The sequence below is a fragment of the Methylobacter sp. BlB1 genome (assembly GCF_015476545.1).
Lineage (GTDB): Bacteria > Pseudomonadota > Gammaproteobacteria > Methylococcales > Methylomonadaceae > Methylobacter.
In genome coordinates this window covers 21,497-45,028 of record NZ_JADMKV010000035.1, presented here as the reverse complement: position 1 = coordinate 45,028, position 23,532 = coordinate 21,497, and the positions used below count along the sequence as shown (strand labels likewise).

The following is a 23,532-nucleotide window of genomic DNA, read 5'->3' as shown; positions in this document are numbered from 1 at the left end:
TCGGGCCGGGCAGCCATTTCAACTTCCTGCTGGCCAATGGCGCCGGCGGTGTCTTTGCAACGCCCGGGGATTACCTCTACCGGGATCAGGCATCGTTCCAGTTTGACGGCGGGCTGTGGGGTAAATTACGCGTGCAATAGCATCCCGTAAAACGTATCAAGGGTGCGGCCGATAGTCGGCTGCACCCTTTTCCATTTCTGCAGGACTGCAGACAAAACAGGAGCTTTAACCGATAAACTGCTTGATGCTCGCCGTGAAAATGCCTGGAGCTTAAGCTCACGAGTATCCGAACCTCCCTGCATGACGTCATTTTCGAATGACGGAAGCATCGTCACCCGACTACTTAGTTTTCACAAATTGCAGCCCACCAAATCAGGTACTTTCTGAGTTAAAAATCAGGGTTTCACCTGATATGCACTCTCTAGCTCTACAGATAAAGTCTGCCTGCCTTAATGATTTTTTAAGGTATCGCTAAGTGGGAATCGGCCAATGCCGTGATCCATTGGCGCTACCAGAATCAGGCGCCATTCCGGTTTGCCTGCGGATGGTGGAGGATGCGCCGCCACGCAATAGAAAGCAGGATAGTCCCGTCTTGCAGGTTAGACCAATGCCTGCCGTCGAGATGAAAAATGCGCTGTTAAAGGAACAGGAATGAATGCAAGAGAAATCATGCTCAGGTCGTGCACACGGGTGATCCGAGCGAGGCTCACGGATATTGAACAAGAATGTTTTAACAAAATTTACTTATTTATCAAACAATTATGTTTGTTTTTTAAAACATAAATTTTATAACTTAGCATTATTGAGGGTTTATATATGTCTCAGAGAGTGCATAACGACAATAATAATGTGATCCACAATCAGGACTTATGCAGTCTGCCTGTTCAACTACTGAGACAAGCGGCTCTAAAACCTGTGGGGGCGACTTCAGTCGCCCATTCAGATAAAGGGCGACTGCCAACAGTAGGCGCTCTAGGCGAAGTCGCCCCACAGGCTTGCGTAAGTCCTGATAATGATGTTTTTCCCTCGCTAGCAACTCAATCGCATGACCCGAAAAAGCTGCCCGGCAAAACCATAAAGTACCGGGGAAAAGTCAGGCAAAAAGCCATATGCCCACTTAAGCGGCGGACTCTGGCCGGAGTCAGCCTGATGCTTATGCTGCCATGGATGGGAAGCGCCGCCTGGGCAGCACTGCCGGGCGGCACCTTGGATCCGGCGACAATACCCAAATACGCCAGTCCTTTGTATGTTCCACCCGCAATGCCTAAAGTGCCTTACAAAAGTAATTCTAAAATCGATTATTACGAAATCGCTGCACGCCAGATTTCACAACAGGTTCTTCCGGCTCCGCTGCCTAAAACGAAACTATGGGCATATGGTGCCAGCAGTGATTCGAAAACCTTCCATTCTCCTTCCTATACCATCGAAGCGAAAGTCAACCGGCCGGTACAGGTAAAATGGATCAACGACCTCAAAGGTAAAAAAGGAAATTTCCTTCCCCACCTTCTGCCGGTCGATCAGACCGTGCACTGGGCCAATCCTGCCGGAGGCCCGGGAGGACAGGACAGCATGGGCACAAACCCGAATCCGTATACCGGACCAGTGCCTTTGGTTACACATTTACACGGTGCGCATGTCGTTTCGGGAAGCGACGGCTATCCCGAATCATGGACGTTGCCTGCGGCATCGGATATTCCGGCCGGCTATGCGCCCCGAGGCTCCCATTGGACACAAATAGACGGGGTCGCCGATGAGGCCGGAGCCGCAACTTATCAATATACCAATGATCAACGCGCCACGCATATGTGGTTCCATGACCATGCGCTGGGCATGACCAGAAACAACGTCTATGCCGGTTTGACAGGAAATTACTTTTTACGCGGCGGCGCATCGGACCTCCCTAGCGCGTCATTGCCTAAAGGCGCCTACGAAATTCCCTTGGTCATTCAAGACCGCGCTTTCAACAGTGACGGCAGCCTGTTTTATCCGGGCGATCGGGCGTTCTTCGAAGGACTGGCCAAGAACGATCTTCAGATACCCTTCATTCCGAGCAAAACCGCAACGGGCGGCGACAGCGATGTCTCGCCCATCTGGAATCCGGAATATTTCTCTAACGTGATGCTGGTCAACGGCCACAGCTGGCCGAAACTTAACGTCGAGCAGCGCCGTTATCGTTTTCGCATTCTGAATGCGTCAGACTCGCGCTTCATGATTCTGAAAATTGCCGACGACCCGACAGCCCGGCCAGCAACAGAGGCCGTGCCGTTTTGGGTGGTTGGAGGCGATGGCGGATTTCAGACCCAGCCGGCACAATCAGGTTCGCTTCTTATCGGGCCCGCCGAGAGAGCCGATGTGATCGTGGATTTCACCAATGTGGCTAACGGTACGCAGCTTTACCTGATCAATGAAGGCCCTGATGAGCCTTATGGCGGCGGCCAAGGCGGGGTGGATTATGCCTTCTCCGATCCGGACACCACAGGCCAGATCATGAAGCTTAACGTCGTGCAGGCAACTTCGAAAGACAACTCGATTCCTCCGCAACAGATAACGGAGTTGTTGCCGGCTGAAAATTTAGGCAACCCTTCAATGATACGCAAGGTTTCCCTCAACGAAATGGAATCCGGAACCGTGTTTGCCAATTACAACACCGATGCCAATGGCAACCTGGTGAATATTATCGAGGATCCTACCGGTATTCCGTTCGGCCCGACCATTTCCATGCTTGGCACGCTGGATAGCTATGGCGCTCCTGCGCCCTTCCCTTGGATGGACCCGGTTACCGAAAATCCCGGCAACGGCGCCACGGAGATATGGGAAATCTACAACTTCACCGCAGACGCCCACCCTGTCCATATGCACCTGGTAGAGTTCCAGGTTGAAAGCCGTGAGCCGCTGCAAACCGATCTGAACGGTATGCCTTTGCTCCCGGCAACACCAATAGGAGGCGCTGCCAGGGGACCGGAAGCCTGGGAATTCGGTTCCAAAGACACAGTGATCGCCTATCCCGGCGAAGTGACGCGCGTAAAAGCCCGATTCGACCGCCCCGGCCTGTATGTCTGGCATTGCCATATTTTGTCTCATGAAGACCACGACATGATGCGCCCCCTCTGCGTGGGCAATCAGGCTGACTGCCCGGTTCCGCTGGCGGGCAACTAGGCCAGGGCCGGGGTAAGGCGAGTATCGTTCCGACTTTGTAGCAATTTGTGGAGCAAATTACGTGTCGAATATTACCTAAAGCGTATCGGACGGAGTGCAGCCCCGGATGGGCTGTGCTCTTTCTCACGCCCACAGTAAAGCCGGCAGTATTTCGCTCCTTCGATAACGACAATGGTAGAAAGACTCTCATAAACGGTAGAAAACAGGATTAGGTGATCTAAAGATGAAAAAAAGCTATTCTAATAATGTGGGGGGCGACTGACTTTAGCCGCCCGTTTCAATATAAAAGGCGACTAAAGTCGCCCCCACAAGCTTGCGTAAGTGCTACCTTTCAGAATCTATGACCTGCTGACTGCCTGCCATGAAAAGCCCTGATAAAACAATAAACGGATTGGACGCGGCCGGCTTTGTGCTGTTATCGGCCGTGTTGTTCAGCCCTTCCCTGTCGGCTGCGCCGCTGACGGCTTCGGAAACGCGGGGCAAGCAGCTTTACCTGACCGGCGCCGGCCCTTCCGGCAAGCCGGTCAAAGCGCTGGTAGGGCCCGAATCGACGGAACTGTCGGGGACGGATGTGCCCTGTGCCGGCTGCCATGGCGAGGATGGGCATGGGCGGCCGGAAGGCGGCATCGTTCCAACCGACATCACCTTTGAGCACCTGACCCTGGCCTATGGGCACACCCATGACAACGGCAGAAAACATGCCGCTTTCACGGCCGGCACTATCGCCGCGGCTATTGCCGGCGGCCTCGATCCGGCCGGCAACCGGCTGGATTCCGCCATGCCGAGATACGCGTTGTCTGCCAGCGACAGCGCCGACCTGATCGCGTACCTGAAACGCCTCTCGACCGATGCCGATCCGGGGCTGAGCGAGTCTGTTATCCGGCTGGGCACAGTGCTGCCGATGCGCGGCCCCTTGGCGGGCATGGGCCAGGCCATGAAGGACATGCTGTCGGCTTATTTTGACGAGATTAATGCACGAGGCGGCATTTACAATCGCGAGATTCGCCTGGAAGTCGCCGAGTTCACCGGCAGCGCCGATTCGACCATAGAGAATGCGCGCCGTCTGCTCGAAGCCGAACCGGTATTTGCTTTAATAGCGCCGTTCGCCGGCAACCTGGAGCAGGATATTTTATTGCTGAGCGAGAGCCGCAGCGTTCCGCAGATCGGCCCTTATACCTTGTTTCCTGAAGAGAATCCGGTCCGCAGCCGATCCGCTTTCTATCTGCTGCCGGGCCTTAAAAACGAAGCCCGCGCCATGGTGGATTATGCGGCTGATGCATTGCGCCTGGAGAATGCCGCGCCGATGGTCATCGGCCCTAAAAACGCCATGGTCCAAGGCGCGCTCGAAGCTATCGACAAACAAAGCCGGGCTCGCGGCTTGGGTCCGGCCGGCAAATTCATTTATCCGCAGCGTCAATCCCAGATGTTTGCTGCTGAACTTAAAAGGCGGGCGCCGGGCGTGATTTTCTTTTTTGGCACTGATGATGAATTGCGCATGTTATTGAAGAGCGCCGAACAATTGAAGCCGAAACCTTACCTGTTTGTCTCCGGCTCACTGACAAGCCCTGGCATGTTTAATGAAGCGCCCGGCAGCCGGATTTTTATGTCCCTGTCTCTCGCGCCGCCCGCTCAAGCGAACGCGGATGAGTTTTTCCGGCTGATCAAACGAAATAATCGTTCAATGCATCATTTAACCGCGCAAGCCGTATCTTACAGTGCAGCCAAACTATTAGCGGAAGGCCTGCAAAGAACAGGCAGGGACTTAAGCAGGAAAAAGCTGATCAATACGCTGGAAACTATTTATCAGTTCGACACGGGGGTGATACCCCTTCTTTCTTACGGGTCGAACCGACACATAGGCTCAACAGCGGTTACTATTGTTTCAGCATCCCGAAATGAGCGTTAGTCCGCCAATTGGACTTGGCGAAAAGAAACAGGATTAAAAGATCGATTGTCAGAGCGGGTAATGCCGGCCTCTCCTGCCACTGAGATCAATTCCGCTACATTATGCACATTGAGTTTTTTCATCAGATTAGTCCGGTGCGTCTCCACTGTTTTTAAACTGATGCAAAGACTGTCCGCCATTTCTTTATTTTTATAACCCTCGGTTATCAATTTAAGCAATTCACGCTCCCGTGTGGTCAGGAGGTTCTGCAAATGGTTGGCCGACAGCATTCTTTCCGCCCGAAGATACCGGCTCATGATCGTCGGTAAAATCTCATCTGAAACATAGTAATGTCCCGCCAATACGTTTTTTACGGCGGAAACCAATTCTTCCGTCGAGGCGTTCTTCAGCAGATAGCCATCAGCGCCTGCCTGGAATGCGTCAGAAATGCTCGCGCCCGCATCCTTGAACGTGTAAACCAATACTTTTGTGCCATGCCAGCGCTTCTTGACTTCTTCTATGGCTTCCACGCCGTTCATCTTGGGCATGATCAGGTCCAGCAGCACCAGATCAGGCGGGACGAACCAGGTTTGCCGAAACAATTCAATGGGATCCCCGGATTGAGAAACAACATTAAACTGCGGTTCCTGAGTCAGTACCGCATACAGCCCTGCTCTTATAATCGTTTGGTCCTCAACTATTGCAATCTTATACATTTATAATTCTCCACTTCTGACGGGACTTTTTAAAAGCATTGAAAAGAAGATACTTTTAAAAATTTACAACTAATCAATTCTATTGATGCTCGAATAAAATATGTCTCATCAGGCAGACACATGATCAACATGGCTCCCCCAATCTGGTGTATCAGCGGACAAAAAAAACGTGACACGTTTCACAAATTTAAAAAAATGTCTGTTTTTTATTCTTTTTAACTTGACACACTACGACATTATGCTAGCGCTTGCGTCAGAAGGGATAAATAAGCACTACTACCTAAATATTAATTTTATCTAATGATTATTTAATTAAAAATTAAATAAATATATGAAATTATTGATATTAATTTCGTGTCGCACGGAAAATTTTAAGGCATTTTTGAGCTATCATTGATTTATGCCATGAATGAGCCGTGCCGTCCGTGGCGCCATTGTCCCTGCCAAGTGCGGGCTTAACCCAGCATTTCCGATTGTTTCGGCCGCCGTCCGTCAGGCTCCATCCAATAAAGATATTCGGCGATGTATTTGGGATTACCCAGGGCCGGGCATGTTCCCCAGCGCTCCAGCGGCTCGATGCCGTATTTGACGACGCCTATGTGCTGGGTTTTGTCCTGGTCCAGCATCGGGTCCGAGAAAGTAAAACCCAGTTGTCTGCGCAGCAGTTCGATGTCATTTTTTTTGCCTGTCAGGAACTTCCATCCCGGTCCGACCCTGAAGAGCTCGGCATAGGCTTTCAGCGCTGACGGCGTGTCATGTTCCGGCTCCAGCGTGATCGAATACATGAAGATATCGCGCCCTACCCTATCGCCGAATTCTTTCTGCACCTTTTTCAGATTCGCGGTCATGCCCGGGCAGATATCGCCGCAACGCGCGTACATGAAATTGATGAGTACGGTTTTGTCCTTGATCAGATCGTCGTAGAACCGCACGGCCTCGCCCTCATGCGTAATCAGCGGCACGTTCGGAAAGGATTTTTTGCGGCGCTCGGCCCGGTCCATTCTGGCCGGGTGAAAATCGCCTTGGGCGATAGCGGCGGAAGGCAAGGTGTTCAATGTGGCTATGCCGAGAGAAGCACCGGTCAGCTTTTTGATAAAATCTCTTTTGTTCATGGTTTTATCCTCGCTCAGTCGCGTTACTTGCCGGCCTTCGAATCATCGGGCGGCACGATGCGGAAACGAATCATCATGGCATGGTCTTCATGCACGACGTTGTGGCAGTGCAAGGGATAGTCGCCGTACCAGTCGCGGAATTGTATGTAGTAGCTGACCTCGCCCGATCCCGACGAACCCACGGCGCCATCGCCGATTCTTACTACGTCCTTGCGGGACTTGTCATCGATCGCCAGGTTCTCGGCCTTGCCGTTGCGACTGAGCAGTTGAAATTCCTCATGATGTGTATGCACCGGATGAGACCAGCCGCCGCTCGAATTCAGCGTCCATCGCTCCGCCGAACCCTCTGCCGGATAGGCGCTGATTCTGGAGGGATCGAATAGCCTGCCATTGACTGTCCAGGCGCCATTGCTTGAATCGAATTTGAAGGTCCGGTTGACCTTGATGGGATTGGTTCTGGCTGGCAACGGCACCATGACCTGAGACTGGAGCGTGCTCAACGGCGCGCTTTCATCGACGACCGGATCGCCGGACACGATGAACTTAAGAAGCTGCGTCTTGCTGCCGGAAGGCAGAAGCTTGCCGGAAGTGCCCTTGCCGTTGAGCTGTTCCAGCCGGTTTTCCAGATAAATCACCGTACCGGGCGCATACTGGCTGAAATCGACGATCACATCCGCCCTTTCGGCTACACCCAACCGTACACTGGAGACGACTTGCGCCTTGGGCAGCAGATTGCCGTCATTGGCGATGCGCGTGAACTTGGCGCCATTGCTCAGAAACAGTTCGATGAACCGTGACGGCCCGGCATCCAGGCAACGGAAACGGTATTTGCGGCGTTTGACATACATATAGGGCTTGATCTTGAAGTTGACCGTCTGCATATCGCCGATGATGCCTTCCAGATTGAAGGTATCGAAGAACATCTGGCCAGTCTGGTCGAAGACCTTGTCGGTAAATAGCAAAGGGACATCGTATTCACCGCTGGGCAGCCTCAGGCCGGTCGTTTCATCGCCGGTATCGAGGTTGATGTCATTGCTGAACAGCGTGTAGAACGAGGCCATGCCTTTATAGACGTTGGCGGCTGTAAAGTCGAAGCGGTGGTCGTGAAACCACAGCGTGCTTTGCGTTTCCCGCCAGTCGCCCGGACACCAGGCGCCATTGTACCAGGTGCCGTTCCTGTGCGTGCTGGCGAAGCCTGCCCGAATGTTCGGATACCAGTAATCCCACCATTCGCCGGAATCGAAGAACCGGGTCGGCCCGCCGTCGGATTCAGGGGGATTGTGGGCGTTATGCAGATGCGGCGAGCACTGATTGATGCCGAATCCCTGGTTTTCCTTGTCATCCTTGGGCAAGCCATTGTACATACGCATGAGTATAGGCTCGCCGTAATGGGCATTGATGCGCAGCACGCCGACCGCGTCCGAATTCAGGTCGACATAAGTCCAGACTTTGGAATTGAATGCCGGGTATTCTTGCGCTGAATAAAAATTCCAGTCGATTTCCCTGACCATCAGTTCATATTTCGTGCAGGCGTCCAGGCCGCCCAACTCGCTCCAGCGCTGGTGCGCCTCGTCGCGCGCTTCCTCGAAATCGTCGAAATCATTTTTTCCGGGATTCCAAAGCGTATGCTTTTCGCCGCATTTGCCTTCTTCCGGCGAAGGGCCGGTAAAAGAGCCTACCGATTGGCAGGCCTTCGGGATCGGCAGCGGCTCCGTCCAGGGTTTCCTACAGGGTGGACTGATCAATCCTCTATCGGCCGCTTCGGCCAGATTAGGCAGAAAATGGCGACCTCCGATCGCTGTCAGGCCGCCCACGCCAGCCGTCAATCCCATCTTGAATAACTCGCGCCGGCTGATGCCGGCTTTCTGAATATCGTTAACCTCCTGCATATACCGGGCTATGGCCTTTTCGCGCTGGCTGTAATTCGTTACTTTGACTGTTTTCTTAAACATGACACTCCTTCCCCATCTTTATTTTTGAAAAACCGCGCAAAGAAATTGTGTTTCAGTGCTTTTCTTTTTGCCCAACACTCAACAGCAAGTCCAGATGCTGTTTTGCCGTTCAGCCTTAAAAACCGGCCCCTGGCGGGGCCGGTTTCCGATTCCCTGCGCTTATTTGGGCGCAACAGCGATGTTTTCCCGCTTGGCGCTTGTCGCCGAGGAAATCAAGCTGATCGGCGTCCTGCAGGCTGGTCCCGGTCTTAACCGGACTTCCCAGGTACCGTTAGGCACGCCGGCAACAACAGGGGCGGCTGCCCCCAGTTTGTTGTCACTCAGATCGGCCGGCACAGATGCCGTCAGATACAACTGGATGCTGTTATTGGTCTGCACCGAGCTGGTGCCGGCCACGCGCCATTCGCCCGCCGTGGTACTGATGACCTTGCACTGTGATGTAGTTATCTGGATATTCTCAGGATTGACGACCGTCACTGCGACATGCGCTGTCGGCGAAACCTGGCCGTTGTCGTTGGCTACCGTGTAATCGAAGCCGAAGTTGCCTGCCGCTGTGCCGGCCGTGAAAGTCACCTTGCCGGTGGCATCGGCAGCCGCCGTACCGCCGGTGACGTTGGCTAACGTTACCGAGGCCGGATTCAGCGTGCCGCCATTGCCCGAATCGTTGGCCAACACGTTGATCACTACCGACTGGCTGACAGTCGCATTGACTGGACCATCGGGATTAACGATCGGCGCAGGACCTGCTGCGGACGGAATAACCGTGACCGTCACCGTCGCCGCATTGGACTGGCCGACGCTGTTCGATGCCGTATATTGGAAAGTCACGACGCCATTGACGGAACCCGGCGTGTAGATGATTTTCGCGCCATTAACGGACGCAGTTCCAGAACCGGCCGGTATCGCAGGCCCGACCAGTTGCAAGGACGTGATGGGCGCTGCCGTATTGACGATGTCATTCTCGGCAACCTGAATTTCGACTGCCGCGCCATTCGCTTCCGCCGTCGCGCTGTCATCCAGCGCCAGCGGCACGCCAGGTCCAGGTATATTGACGCCTGTCGCCTGATTGCGCATTACGGGGAATGTCCCGCTGCCGTTGGCAGACGACAGAACGGTGACAGTATCCGGCGGCGTGCCTACTCCCGTGGCCGTCAGTATCATTTCGGCGGGATCGTTGGCGTTGTTGGCGGCCACTGCCGTATGGCCAGGGTATTTATTCTCGTCGAGGCTTAGTTTTGGCGGCAGATCGGTTCCGAAACCTTTATCGCTGCTGGTTGCCGTTACGGTCAGCGTATCCGTGTTGTAATCGTAATTTGCCGAAGCCGCTGTCACGATATCGACGGCATCCTTCGTAACCTTGCTGGACGGCGTATCGGCACTGTTGATGACCGATACGGGACCAGGCAAGGCGCCGCTGGGATCCACCAGGCCCTGAGTATAGAATTGGCCGAGGCCAGTCGGACCGAACGGAATCATCTTGACAGGCTTTATATTGGCCGCCGCCGCTGTCAGCGAGGGATTGGGCTGGCTGGGCAATGCCTTGATATTGCGGGCGTAGACATCGACCTGCGTACCGTCCGCGTCGCGCTTATAGAAGCTGTTGTAGATTTCCAGCGGGCTGGGAATTGGATTTGCCACAAAATCGTGCAGGCGGCCCATCAGGCTGAACTGGTCGGAACGAATACACATACCGCTAGCGCCCTGATCGCCCAATATGATGGGCGTGCCGTCTGTACGGACGCCGCAGATCTCGAAATAATTGGTGCCGAAAGGACTGCCGGTGACAAATTCCGTGGCAGCCCCATCCGACAGGAATTGAGCGCCGTTAACCGTGACCGGCCCGAGCGGGGCGCCCAGGCTGTCGGCTCGCTGCAGGAAAGGCCCGACGCGGCTTTTGAGCGCGCCATCAAATATGCCGCGCGCCACGCCGACGTCTTCGCTGAAGACGATGTCGCGATTGCCGGCGGAAACGGAATCAACCGGAAAGGTTTCAACGCCGTAAGGGTGCGTCACGGTATAAGTGCCAGGTTCGGGAACGCCGGCAAATACGCGGATACGTGTAAATGTTATTTGATCGCCTATGACTACAGGGCCTACAGAAAATGCCGCTTCCAGCGCCGTAACCAGCGTGGCGCGCTTGCCTGCCGGCATGTCCATCACGGATGTGGCATTGAAGTAAAACGCTTCATCGGGAAAGTTGTTCGGGAAGCTGTAAGGCGGATCGGGCAAGCCGGGTCCGACCAGTAAACAGGCATTCTGCTGCGCAGCGCCGGGGTCATTGGCGTCCGGCAAACACAGATCCAGAACTGTGCCGTTCAGATCCTGATACCAAAGAGGAAAGCCATATCCCGGCGGTGATGGCACGTTACTAGGCCCGACCCTGGCCAGATCGGCCTGTGCGGAGAAGCCCGACGCAGCGAGCGCGACTGCAATAGCTGTGTGTCTCATTTTCATGTTTAAACCTCATTGTAGGATTTACATTCATTAGGCGGTAATCCATGAACTGCTGTATGAAAATTATTTCTTGTATCGATAATCCTCATCCATTCCTCAACTGAAGCCGACCTAATTAATGTCTGGTATGGGCATCAGGCAGGCTCGTTAAGGGCCGCAATGGCAGCCAGACTGAGCTGCTCTCGATCACAGCGTATAACAAAAGCAAATCAAACAAACTCGGGTGAACACCTGAAATTGAGTCAGGCAAATACCTGATTATAAAAGCGGGATTTAACTTTTAACTCAAGGGAAGGCTCCCGCAGGCAGGATACTCAACAAATTGAAATGATTGAATTTTCCATAGTGAATGGCAAAGACCTCAATCATGGCTAAGCACCGGACAAACGCATCGATACCAAGCGATCGAAAACCTCGCGCAGCAATAAAAGGAGATGACGAAAAAAGCCGAGCCCTCTTCAATCCCGCAAGTTTTCACAGCCTCGCCCCCCGGCAGCGGCATGCTTTGCATCAGACGGGATGAGACGCCCATGCGCGACAGCAGGGATAAAAAAACCGCCGTACGGGATTGTCAGATTCGACCATCCGGCACGGCGGCTTATTGCTCTAAAGCGGCTTTACTATCTCCTTACGGTGACAGGGACGGTTATTTTGCCGCCGCCTGACGAAACGACAGTGATAGTCGTATTGTTTCCTAACGGGGCGCCGCCGCGGCTATCGAATTTCCATCTGCCGCGCTGGTCCGCCGCCGCAGTGCCGATAACGGTTCCCGTCTCGGATGAACCGACATGGATGGTGACGGTGGTATTGGCCCCCGAGGTGCCTCTGATCGACCAGCGGACGGCCCTCGTCCTGAAATCGGCTGTGATCACTGTCACCTGATCGGTTACGGCGACGGGATTGACCGTGATCGTCACGGTGGCCGTGGCTGTCAGGCTGCCGTCGGAAACGGTGTACTGGAACGCGTCGGTGCCGGTAAAGCCGGCATTTGGCGTATAGGTGACACTGTTGGCGTTAAAGTTTACCGTACCATTGGCAGGGGATGATGCGATGGCCGCTACGGTCAGATTGTCGCCGTCTATATCGCTGTCATTGCCCAGCACAGAAACAGTGACCGGGGTGCCGGCAGTGGTTGTCGCCGCGTCATTGACCGCGACCGGGTTATCGTTGACTGCTGTCACGGTAACTGTGATCGTGGCAGTGGCCGTGAGGTTGCCGTCGGAAATGCTATAAGTGAAAGCGTCTGTGCCATTGAAGTTGGCATTGGGCGTATAGCTGACCGTATTATCCGGATTGATGGCCGCTGTACCATTCACAGGCGGATTGACTGATGTCAGAGTCAGCGTGTTGCCGTCCGCATCGCTGTCGTTGGCGAGCACCGCAATATTCGCCGGCGTATCCTCGGCCGTTGTCGCCTCATCGTTCACGGCCACCGGAGCGGCATTCGAGCCGATGACATCGATCGTCACGGTTGCCGGACCAGACGAGTTGCCGTCCTGCGCCGTATAAGTAAAGCTGTCCTGTCCGATAAAGCCGGTATTGGGCGTATAGGTGAATGAGCCGTCCGGATTCAGGGCAAGCGTGCCGTTACTGACATTGGCAGCCAGAACAGCGGTCAGCGCTGTCCCATCAGGATTAATATCATTCCCCAGCACACCGGGCGCAGGAATCTCAAGCACGGTATTTTGCGATGTGCTGTAAGCATCGTTGACGGCTACCGGCTGTGCCGCTCCCACAATGGTGACATTCTCGATATCCGATCCGCCGGCCGTCGAGATCACCCTGACTTTGGAAGGCGCAGCCGTTATATCGGGAACCGTCAGGCCGCCATTGCTCAGATTGCCGAATCCGAATGCCGTGAGTGTCGGCGGATTGAGCAGATCACTGGAAACGGCTTCTATGGTCATGGTTTTCAATTGCAGATTATATTCCGCTCGCGTAATGTCGACCTTGTCGGTCAACAGACTCAGCAATCGGGTAGGTGTCTTGCCTGAGCTGTTGGCCGTCACACTGACCACTCGGGGCAATATGGCGGCATCTTCCAGCAGCAGACTGGAATAGAACAAGCCGTTGCCGTCGCCGATCAGCGGATTTTCTCCGGCCGGCAGATTCGCGCCGCCGCTCACGGTTACATTGGCCGCTGCGTCCGAGGTGGCAAAGATATCCACCTGGCCGGCGCTGTTGGCCTGACGGGCGTAGGTGGTTCGGGTGGTCACCAGCGCGGCCGGTTCAACTTGCGTGAAAACCTTGCCGGAAACGGTGAACAGGTTGGTCTGCACGCTGCTGGCGCTGCCATTATTGTCGCTATCGCCCGGGTCGATAGCGAGCGGCGTCACGCCGTTCAGCGCCACGGCTTCGATGCGGAAGAAATTGGTGTTGCAGGGGCTGCCCGTCACAGTATGAGGTATGGCCGGATTGCCGATGTATTGCCCGCCCTGCGCGTCAGTGATCGGCAGATCGGAATCCCATTGCAAAATCGGCCCGATGCGGCCCTGATGCACGGAATTGGCGGCAAACGAGAAGTCGAAGCTCTCGTTGACGGCCCGTCTGGCCGGCGTTTCGATCGTATAGACTTCGCGGCCCCAGGGATGGGTTACCGTGTAGATGCCGGCCTGTGGAATATCGATGCGGATCCGCAGGCGCGTAAACGGAAACTGGTCGCCGTTCCTGGGGGTTTCGGTCAAAAAAGCGGCCTCGACGCCGGTGATCAGGCGCGCATCAATGCCGGCAGACGTAGTCAATCTGGCATCGGCTGATGCCCAGAAGCCCTCGGCGCCGAAACCGATCTGTTCAGAGAAGACATTGCCTGGAATCACCGGATCGGAGATGCACAGGTTCGGGTCCAGGCACATTTCCACGGTCAGTCCGCTGGAATCCTGAACCGATAAAGGAAAACCGTTTTGTGGGTTAATGGGACCGATGTTCATGGGCGTTGCCCCTTCGATCGGGCAGCCGCCGGGAATTGCGTGGGCGCTCTGGGTGCAGGCAAACAGCGCGAAGGCGGCGACAATACTCGTATTAAGCCTTGAATTCATGAGGTTTCTCCGTATTTTTTATCAGTCGTTGCAAGTGTCGGCATAAGTCAGATATAGCCGCACCTTCACCGGATGATGGTTATGTCTTCGCTGTCTGATCCCCTTTTTGCCGAGGTCACGGTGACTTTCGCAGGCGGAGCGATCACATTGCTGAATGTGCCGCTGCCGTTGGTCAGATCGCCGAACCCGAAGACCGTGAGGACAGGATTCGTTGCCTTGTCGCTGGAGTTCGCCTGGATGGTCAGGGTCTGTGATGTCACGTTATATTCGGCCTTGGTAATATTCACGGCATCGGTGAGCAGGTTGATATGCGAGGCGTTGGCATTGCCGCTGTTCTTGGCGCTGACTTCCACTGAATCCGGCAACACACTGGCGTCCACTGGAATGCTCTTGAAAAACAGGCCTTGTCCGTTGCCATCCAGCGGTACGTCATCCGGGGGCAGATTGGGCTCCCCTCTCACCGTGACTTCGGCTAAGGGCGCCGAGGTGACAAACGCGTTCACTTGCCCTTCATCGCCGATCTCGCGGGTATAGCTGGTGCGGTCGACCACTAACGGCGCCGGCGCGTTGCCGCTGAAAAGCTTGCCGGAAACGTTAAATAAATTGGTCTGCACGCTGCTGGCGCTGCCATTATTGTCGCTATCGCCCGGATCGATAGCGAGCGGCGTTACGCCGTCCAGATCAACAGCCTCGATGCGGAAAAAATTGGTGCCGCAAGGGCTGCCGGTCACAGCATGGGGTATGGCCGGATCGCCGATATATTGCCCGCCCTGCGCGTCGGTGATCGGCAGTCCGGCATCCCAGCGCAGAATCGGCCCGATGCGGCCCTGGTGCACGGAATTGGCGGCGAACTCGATATCAAAGCTGTCGTTGACAGCGCGCACGCCCGGCGTGTCGATTGTGTATACCTCCTGCCCCCAGGGATGCGTCACGGTATAAATGCCGGCCTGCGGAACATCGATGCGGATGCGCAGGCGCGTAAACGGAAACTGCTGGCCGGCAGCCGGATTTTCGGTCACGAAGGCGGCCTCGACACCGGATATCAAACGTGCATCAATGCCGGCGGTCGTGGTAATAATCGCATCGGCTGCCGCCCAGAAACCCTCGGCGCCAAAGCCGATCAATTCCGAAAATTCATGCCCTGGAATCACCGGATCGGAGATGCACAGCGTCGGATGCAGGCATATTTCCACGGTCAGTCCGCTGGAATCCTGAACGTAAAGCGGAAAACCGCTGTCCGGGGAATTGTTGAGGGGACCGATATTCATGGGCGTCGCCCCTTCAATCGGACAGCCGCCGGTGATCGCCTGCGCTGTCTGAAAAAAACTGAACGGCAACAGTACGAGAGGAAGAAAAATAGTACGCCTTGATTTCATAATTTTTTCTCCAAGCTTTTCGAAAGATGCGAATGACGAAAAAGGCACCCGAATTCCTTTACCTAAAGATAAGGACGTAGAGGTTTAAAGTGGTTAGGCGGCGGTTTCATAATCGTAATCGTGAAACCGGAATTGTTGCGTCCTTTAACGCTTGCTCAAGCATATTAAAGGCGAAGAAAATACGCTATCAGGTGAAAACTGTATTTGGCGCTGAAAAATACCTGACTAAAAATTAAGGTACATTGCAGCGGAATGGAAATCATGTGGAGATTTATTGAGCCAGACGAGCAGCCATACCTTGATATAACTGATTTGGCAGAGTCCTTTTTTATTTTGTCGGCCGGGCTGGCCGATAGGGTGTCAAACCGGTCTTCATTCAATGTCCGGCACTCATCACATGACGGGGGTCTGCATGCGTAAAGTCGGATGAAACCGATCCTGCACTCATCGTTTAAAATAAGAGCCAGGCTTTATATAACTTCACTGTTGGAACTGATTATCGGCTAGTTCAGCGCTGTTTCACAGTTTTTGGTAGCGGACCGGCATACACAAACGGAATTGAATTTCAGCTATTTGGGGCTTCCAAAAGATTGTCGGCCGGCTTATTGACGGCCAGCACCAGTTCGGCGCGCTGCTTTTCCAGAATCAGCAATTCAATTTCGCGGCGCAAATACTCGTCCGATTTTTCAGTGGCCTCGAAACGCTTCTGCTGCTCCTTGACTTCGGCTTTCAGCTGCATATCTTTCAGGCGCGCTTCGTACTCAATCTTGTCCGCCTTCAGCTTCTGCTGCACATTGTTCCTTTGCTGCTGCTGGTGTTCCTGCGCCTTGAGCTCGGCTTCCAGATCCATTTGCTGCAGGCGCTGCTGCTGCTTAAGGTTCTCGACATGCATTTTTTCCTTGGCCTCGTTCCAGCGCGCCTGCTGCTTTTCGAATTCCCTGATTTCGGCGTCCAGCGCCGTTTCTTTCAAGCGCGCGTTATGCGACAGTTGATTAAGCTGGTTTTGCTGTTCGATCTCATGCAGCAGCGCCTGGCGCTTTTCCTGTTCCTCGATTTCGGCCCGCCATGCCATCTCTTTCAGGGCATTTTCGTGTCTGATTTTTTCCGCATGCAGGCGCTTTTCAATGTCAAATTGCTCGGCTTGCAGCTTTTCCTGATCCTTCAGGCGCAACTGCTGGTTTTCGGCGTCCTGAATGGCTTTCAGCCTTCGCAGTTCCTCTTCCCTGTTCAGCTGCTGCAGTTGCTGTTGTTCATGCAGCAGTTTCTGATTTTCCAGTTCCTGCGCCTGGCGCTGCTTTTCCTGCGCCTGTTTTTCCCGGAACTCGAAATTCTTTTTAACTACGCTCAGATAGACGGACGCCTGCGCAAACCGGCCGTCCAGCGCCAGCGCCGCATCGTCAGGAAATTCTTCGAAAGAGGGCTTCAACGTGCAGAAAGTCCGGCATTGAATATCGCGGATCATCAATAGCTCATTAACGGCCTGGGCTATCTTTTGCTCTGTGCTCCTCAAGCCTGTCTGTATCCAGGCGCCGTCGTCCAGATTCAGCAATTCCCTGTCGACTGCATCCCTGACCAGGCCTTCATAAGCCGCTTGGATATGTTGGTTGATGTCGGGCAACAGCTCCCAGTTGGCGGCCGCGTACTTGATTGAAGCCTGAAAGCGAATATCGAGCCGCGACGCTATGGTGCAGAAGCCGTCATAGAGTTTGTTATCGGCCGTTAAGGACCAGTCGGCTATCGTGAGCGGATAGACGGTATGGTAAAAGCGCTTGACGAATTTCTCGGGCCGGCTGAACAGCTTGCTGTAAAAGCCGAGCCGGGAGTGAACGATGCGCCGCTCGGCATCAAAGCCGGGGTCCCAACTCTCCTGCCCGGCAATGTCCTGGCCGGAATCGAAACCGCCCAGCCATTTTTCCAGATCAGTGTTTTCATTATTCATTGGCGGCCTGCTGCACTGCTTCGAGTTTAATTCCGGATTCGGCTTTGATAGCGCGGATTTTTTCGCCCATGCGCTGGGCGATCAGCGGATACAGGTTGGGAGCGAACTCGACGGTTCGGGCATCGACCTTGCGCAGGAAACCGCGGCTTAGCAGTAAGCCGACGGCAAACATTCTCGACCAGTCGGAATAGCGTCTGGCCCGCTCCAGCTCGCTTTTCTCGATCACCATTTCAAGCTCGTCGTTTTCGTTGATTCTGAATTCGGTGAATTGCCGGAGGCATTCGAACACCAGTTCCTCCTCCTGATCGGTCAACGGTCCAGGCGCCGTCATCTCCAGCCGATATGACAGCAATACCGTAAAAAACTCGATCATGGAGGCGCAGACGAACGCGAACGGGGAAAAATCTCTCCACATCAGGAACGACGGCTGCACGCCCTGCACAAACTGCGCGTAAGACATCACCGCAGGCGCTTCGGGCACGGCATGCCCCAGACCGGTCGCAAGCTGGTTGAATTTAAGCTGCACGTCGTTAAGGCTGGACAGCACGGTCTGGTAGGCGCCGCTTTCATCCTGCCCGAGGCTCACCTGCCTGAGGCTGGCCTGCAGTTTGCGCATGTCGTCGTCAAGCTGCCGGAATCCCTGTTCAAGCTGGGCTGACTGCTGCGCTTTAGCCTGATAAAGCTCATTGTAATGCTTCCAGAACGGCCCCTCGCCTACCTGATTTCTATACTCGGCAGCAATTTGCGGATGCGTGCCGAAATAGGCTTGCGAAACTTCCTTGGACGCCAGTTCCAGTTGTGCGCGCTGCTGCTCGAGAATCTCGGTTTTTACGGCCAGGATTTTGTTCAGGTAATGATTAACGTCATCCCTCACCTGATTCAGCCGCTCTATATGCAGGTTGTCCTTTTCCGATATTTCGTAAAATTGAAAATAAGAAAATGAAACCGAGGCGATAATGGCCACCAGCAGGGAAGCTAATACGCTGATATAGCGAATCCGGTTGGCTTTCCAATGGATGCCGGCAATTTCCAGCGAACAGATGACGATGATGGACTGAATCGCCACGGTGATGATCAAGGCGATCCACGGCGTGATGAAATGCGACATGCCGTAGTAAGTCGTAAATCCGGAGGCCAGGCTCAGCAATAGAACAATCGGGATTGTCCATATCCTCAACAGGCCGACGAACAGTGTCTGGATACGGTTGATGATGCCGCCGGTGCCACCGGAGCCCATGACGCGAAAATTATTCAGGTTCATTCCTCACACCTTGATTAATCTTACCGATGCGAGAATTTGCAGGATATTTTTTCAGCTGTTTTCATATCGGTATTTATATGGCGGGTTATTGTTAGTCGGCTTCAAATCAAAGCCTTTATGCCTGTATTTCAATATGTTAAGTACGAATACTTATAGCCGGCTTTGAGCCATGCGGTCAAGATAATATTTACGGCGCTTACTTCTTGTGGAAAAAATGCTTTGTAGGGTACGCGTACCATTTTCAAAGTTTTTCGATGAACCAAACTTCAAAAGGTACGCGATGCGTACCCTACGACCGAAATTCGCCTTCTCACGTAAAACTTCATAGGCTCGGCTTGATACAATGTTAAATTAGCCACTGGAAAAACACTCAACATTACATATGGACATTATATTTAAAGAATACGGCCGGGTTGTCTGGCAGAAAAAGTGGTATTTTCTGTTATCGCTGTTTGCTTTGGTCTGCGCCGTTATGCTGGATTTGTCGGCGCCCCTCTATTACAAAAACATCGCCAACGGGTTGGCGAAGCCCTACTCCGATGCGACCCTAGCTTCTTTGCTGGACAATCTGAAGACGATCGCGTTGATCTACGCCTGCATCTGGCTGTCATGGCGCCTGCTGGAAGTCGCGATCGTGCCGCTCGACGGCGGCGGCGTCAACTTGCTGGAAAAACGCTGTTTCGAGGTGCTGAAAAAACAGAAATACGCCTTTTTCGAAAACAGCTTTTCAGGCAGCCTGATCAAGCAGGCCAACCGCTTTTCAAGGTCTTTTGAAATCATCATGGACTGGTTCCTGTTCCAGTTCTTCATGAACATTGTCGCGATCGCGATCTCGTTCGTGATCTTCTACCGGCAGCAGCCGCAGTTCGCGATTTATTTCCTGGCCTGGGTTGTGCTGTTCGTGGCCTGGAACATCGGCTATTCAATCTGGAAACTGCGCTTCGACAAAGCCGTGGCCAAAGGCGATTCGAAAGTCGGCGGCGCTTTTTCGGACGCCATCAGCAATATCTTCATCGTCAAAAGCTTTGCCCTGGAAGCCAGGGAGCAGGCTCAGATCAACCAGGCGTCGGATTTCGTTTACCGCAAGAAGAAAATCGCCTGGATATTGATGTTCGTCTCCTTTGCCGTACAAGGCCTGATGACCTTCGGCATCGAGCTGCTGCTGGTTTATCTGATGATCCGCAAATGGCAGGCCGGAAACTTCCAGGTCGGCGAGTTCGTGCTGTTCCAATCGATCATGCTCATGCTGATCCAGCGTCTGTGGGAATTCGGACGCAATTTCCGCAATTTTTTCACGGCGCTGGCCGATGCCTCCGAGATGGCCGATGTGTTCAGGCAAAAGGACCTGGAAGTCGATGCCTCCGACGCCAAGCCGCTGAAGATCACTAAAGGCGCAATCTGCTTTGATGGCATCGGCTTTAGCTATAACCCGTCGAATCCTGGCCAGCCGAAGCTGTTCGAGAACTTCTCGCTGTCCATCAAGGCCGGCGAGAAAGTCGCCCTGGTCGGGCCGTCCGGTTCCGGCAAATCATCGTTGACCAAACTGCTGTTCCGCTTTCTCGACCCGCAGCAAGGCACGCTGTCTTTCGACGGCATGCCCGCCAAAACCTTTACGCTGCCTGCCCTGCGCCAGCAGATTTCCATGGTGCCGCAGCAGCCGGAGCTCTTCCACCGCTCGGTGCGGGACAATATCACGCTGGGTGAAGATATCCCGGAAGAACGCTTGATCGACGCGGCCCGGAAATCGCGCAGCCTGGAATTCATCGAGAAACTGCCCAATGGATTCGATACGCTGGTGGGCGAACGCGGCGTCAAGCTCTCCGGCGGCGAAAAACAGCGCATCGCCATTGCCCGGGCGTTTCTCGAAGATGCGCCCATCGTCGTGCTGGACGAGGCTACCAGCGCGCTCGATTCGCTGACCGAAAAACAGATCCAGGTGGCCATTTTTGAGCTGATCGAGAACAAGACCGCCATCGTGATCGCGCACCGACTGTCCACGATATTGAACATGGACCGCATCGTCGTCCTGGACAAGGGCAACATCATCGAACAGGGCACGCACGAGCAGCTGCTCGCCCTGAAAGGCAAGTATTACGCCATGTGGCAGCATCAGAGCGGAGATTTTCTCGGAGAGTGAGCTGCAGGTTTTCAACAAACAATTCTGGACAAACGGGACCCACAGCCGGACGGGGCATGTTGCCCCGCCCGAAACGTTTGACGCTGGTTAAGTGCAGTTCCTTAGCTCACTGCGGAAACGTCGGAGTTTAAAAATGTGGGGGCGACTTTAGTCGCCCCCACATCTGATCCTAGCCCTGATATTTAAGCACTGCCAATGGCAAAGTAATGCACACAAAACAATCCGTCCCGGTCGCACCAGCAGTGCCCCGGCTCGAATCCGGCGCTGAGGGCCAGAGACCGGAATTCCTCGATCCCGTATTTGTAGGAATTCTCCGTATGAATGGACTCCCCATCCAGAAAATCAAACGTTTCGCCAGCCACGACAACCTGCTGACAGGATTCGCTGCACAGATGCATCTCGATGCGCCCTTGCGGCTCATTGTAGAAAGCATGATGGTGAAAACGGTCGAGGGCAAAATTCGCCGCCGCTTTGGCGTTGATGCAGCGCAACAGGTTCAGGTTGAACAGCGCCGTTACGCCGGCGCTGTCGTTGTAGGCCGCCTGCAATATATTCCCATCTTTTTTCAAATCGAAGCCGATCAGCAGGCCGCCATTGGGCTGCGCGCATTGCGCTATGCCACGCAGCAGGTTTTCCGCTTCCGCCGGCTCGAAATTGCCGATGCTGGAGCCCGGAAAAAAAATGACTTTCCTTTGCGCATCCGGCAAAAACGGCATTTCGAAACGCTCCGAGTAATCAAGGCAGGCCGCATGAATATCCAACCACGGATAATCGGCCGCCAGCGTGCGGCTGGCGGCGAGCAAGTGCTCTCTGGCAATGTCGACCGGGATGTAAACAGCCGGCCTTAGCGCCTCCAGCAACAACCGGACCTTGCGGCTGTTGCCGCTGCCCAATTCAATAAGCGTGCCGTCCTGCCCCAGGGTTCGGGCGATGTCCTCTGCGTGTTCGGTCAGAATGCCGATTTCGGTGCGAGTCAGGTAATACTCGGGCAAATCGCAGATCGCCTCGAACAGCCGGCAGCCTTCGGCATCATAGAAAAACTTCGGCGACAGCGTCTTCTGCGGCAGACGCAGTCCTTCGACGACCTCGCGCCGGAAATCAGCCGGCGGCGGCTTAAGGTCCGAAAACCGAAGGTGCGGTCCGATCAGCTCAGTCTGCATCGCCGGCCAGCCGTATGCCCATGAACTGCCAGCGGTCGGCAGGGTAAAAGAAATTGCGGTATGTGGCCGCGATGTGCGACTGAGGTGTTACGCAGGAACCGCCGCGCAGCACCATCTGATTGCACATGAATTTGCCGTTGTACTCGCCCAGCGAGCCGCTCAGCGGCTGAAATCCGGGATAAGGCCGGTAAGGGCTTTGCGTCCATTCCCAGACATCGCCGAACAACTGGACCGGTCCGTTCCATGTGCCGTCTTCGGCGGCCACAGGCTGCAGGAAGCCGGCTTCGCGCAGATTGCCGCGCGGCTCGTAGTCCTGGGCTGCAACCTCCCATTCCGCTTCGCTCGGCAAGCGCTTGCCGCACCAGCGCGCATAGGCATCGGCCTCATAAAAACTGACATGACAGACGGGCTCGCTCAGATCCAGGCGTCTGAGTCCGGCCAGCGATAGGGTCCACCATTCGCCGTCAGGCTTCTCCCAATAAAGCGGCGCCTGCCAGTCTCTTTGCTGTAAGGCCGCCCAGCCGTCGGAGAGCCACAAATCGGCGCGCCGATAACCGCCGTCCTCGATAAAGGCCAGAAATTCGCCGTTCGTCACCAGGCGCGAGGCCAATTGAAAATCCTCCAAAAAAACCTTGTGCCGGGGCGTTTCGTTGTCATAGGCGAAGCCTGGGCCCGAGAAACCGATCTCTCGAAGGCCGCCGTCATAACCCAGCCATTGCATCAAAACCGGCGGTTTCCCGACAGGCTCGGGCGCTGGCCGATAAGCCGGGCGCAACGGATTGAATGCGAAGTTATATTTGATATCGGTCAACAGCAGTTCCTGATGCTGCTGTTCATGGTGCAGCCCCAGCACGGTACGGAACATGATCTGATCGCGCCGGGAATCATTCGTGTTGGCTAGCAGTTCCGCCATCGCGCCATCGACATGGGCGCGGTAGCGGTAGACTTCCTCGACGGTCGGCCGAGACAGCAAGCCGCGCTGAGGACGCGGGAAAAAACTGCCGACAGTTTGGTAATAGGAATTGAACAGGTAGCCGAAGCGGGGATGAAAAACCTGATAACCGGGCAGATAAGGCGCCAGCAGAAAGGTCTCGAAAAACCAGGAAGTATGGGCCAGATGCCATTTCGGCGGGCTGACGTCGGGCATGGCCTGGATGCCGTAATCCTCGATGGCGAGCGGCTCGCACAGCTGTTCCGTTTCATGCCTGACGACCTGATATTGCGCCAGCACTTCGCCCGAAAGGGCCTGATCCAGTACTGCCGAACTGCGGGGAATTGCAAAATCGGTACGGCGCATGCTGAACTCCTCATCAGAGTTAAACTGACTGGCATCCTAAATCCGGATGCTT

At 54.5% G+C, this 23,532-nt stretch carries 15 protein-coding genes; 5 read left to right on the top strand and 10 right to left on the bottom strand.

Features of this window, described 5'->3' with window-relative positions:
* The first annotated feature begins 475 nt into the window (after positions 1-475).
* The 3 genes from IT781_RS13765 to IT781_RS13755 all read left to right on the top strand — a co-directional run bounded on the left by IT781_RS13765 (position 476) and on the right by IT781_RS13755 (position 5,062).
* A complete protein-coding gene (locus tag IT781_RS13765) occupies positions 476-655 on the top strand; it encodes a hypothetical protein (protein WP_194970740.1) in 180 nt (59 codons plus the stop codon).
* Positions 656-816: 161 nt separating this feature from the next.
* Positions 817-3,156: a multicopper oxidase family protein gene (locus IT781_RS13760; protein WP_228779150.1), complete on the top strand. Its 2,340-nt coding sequence runs from the start codon at positions 817-819 to the stop codon at positions 3,154-3,156.
* 361 nt (positions 3,157-3,517) lie between these two features.
* Entirely contained in the window at positions 3,518-5,062 is a 1,545-nt protein-coding gene (locus tag IT781_RS13755) for an ABC transporter substrate-binding protein (protein ID WP_194970739.1), read from the top strand.
* On the opposite strand, the gene IT781_RS13750 is transcribed toward IT781_RS13755, so the two are convergent.
* The 4 genes from IT781_RS13750 to IT781_RS13735 form a co-directional block, all read right to left on the bottom strand.
* A complete protein-coding gene (locus tag IT781_RS13750) occupies positions 5,059-5,757 on the bottom strand; it encodes a response regulator transcription factor (RefSeq protein ID WP_194970738.1) in 699 nt (232 codons plus the stop codon). The genes IT781_RS13755 and IT781_RS13750 overlap by 4 nt on opposite strands.
* Positions 5,758-6,212: 455 nt before the next feature.
* The gene (locus IT781_RS13745; RefSeq protein WP_194970737.1) at positions 6,213-6,869 is read right to left on the bottom strand and encodes an SCO family protein; all 657 of its coding nucleotides are present in this window, start codon (positions 6,867-6,869) and stop codon (positions 6,213-6,215) included.
* Between the two features lie 23 nt (positions 6,870-6,892).
* A complete protein-coding gene (locus tag IT781_RS13740) occupies positions 6,893-8,821 on the bottom strand; it encodes a multicopper oxidase family protein (protein ID WP_228779149.1) in 1,929 nt (642 codons plus the stop codon).
* Positions 8,822-8,980: 159 nt separating this feature from the next.
* Positions 8,981-11,275 (bottom strand): hypothetical protein, encoded by a 2,295-nt coding sequence (locus IT781_RS13735; RefSeq protein WP_194970736.1) that lies wholly within the window; start codon positions 11,273-11,275, stop codon positions 8,981-8,983.
* A gap of 434 nt (positions 11,276-11,709) precedes the next feature.
* On the opposite strand from IT781_RS13735, the gene IT781_RS13730 reads away from it, so the two are divergent.
* A complete protein-coding gene (locus IT781_RS13730) occupies positions 11,710-11,940 on the top strand; it encodes a hypothetical protein (protein WP_194970735.1) in 231 nt (76 codons plus the stop codon).
* Here IT781_RS13730 and IT781_RS13725 read toward each other — a convergent pair.
* The 4 genes from IT781_RS13725 to IT781_RS13710 form a co-directional block, all read right to left on the bottom strand.
* Positions 11,896-14,310 carry a cadherin-like domain-containing protein gene (locus tag IT781_RS13725; RefSeq protein ID WP_194970734.1) on the bottom strand — a complete coding sequence of 805 codons (2,415 nt, stop codon included), beginning with the start codon at positions 14,308-14,310 and terminating at the stop codon, positions 11,896-11,898. The genes IT781_RS13730 and IT781_RS13725 overlap by 45 nt on opposite strands.
* A 65-nt stretch (positions 14,311-14,375) precedes the next feature.
* A complete protein-coding gene (locus tag IT781_RS13720) occupies positions 14,376-15,686 on the bottom strand; it encodes a hypothetical protein (RefSeq protein ID WP_194970733.1) in 1,311 nt (436 codons plus the stop codon).
* Between the two features lie 565 nt (positions 15,687-16,251).
* A complete protein-coding gene (locus tag IT781_RS13715; RefSeq protein WP_194970732.1) occupies positions 16,252-17,625 on the bottom strand; it encodes a hypothetical protein in 1,374 nt (457 codons plus the stop codon).
* Complete coding sequence (locus IT781_RS13710; RefSeq protein ID WP_194970731.1) at positions 17,618-18,886, bottom strand: hypothetical protein; 1,269 nt, start codon at positions 18,884-18,886, stop codon at positions 17,618-17,620. The genes IT781_RS13715 and IT781_RS13710 overlap by 8 nt, the downstream gene beginning before the upstream one ends.
* Before the next feature lie 382 nt (positions 18,887-19,268).
* Between IT781_RS13710 and IT781_RS13705 the strand changes: the two genes are divergently transcribed.
* Positions 19,269-21,023, top strand: coding sequence for an ABC transporter ATP-binding protein (locus IT781_RS13705; protein WP_194970730.1), 1,755 nt, complete (start codon positions 19,269-19,271; stop codon positions 21,021-21,023).
* A gap of 182 nt (positions 21,024-21,205) precedes the next feature.
* On the opposite strand, the gene egtD is transcribed toward IT781_RS13705, so the two are convergent.
* Both egtD and egtB read right to left on the bottom strand, forming a co-directional pair.
* On the bottom strand, positions 21,206-22,183 hold the full coding sequence (gene egtD / locus IT781_RS13700; RefSeq protein ID WP_194970729.1) for an L-histidine N(alpha)-methyltransferase: 978 nt from the start codon (positions 22,181-22,183) through the stop codon (positions 21,206-21,208).
* Positions 22,173-23,480, bottom strand: coding sequence for an ergothioneine biosynthesis protein EgtB (egtB, locus tag IT781_RS13695; protein ID WP_194970728.1), 1,308 nt, complete (start codon positions 23,478-23,480; stop codon positions 22,173-22,175). The genes egtD and egtB overlap by 11 nt, the downstream gene beginning before the upstream one ends.
* Positions 23,481-23,532 lie beyond the last annotated feature (52 nt).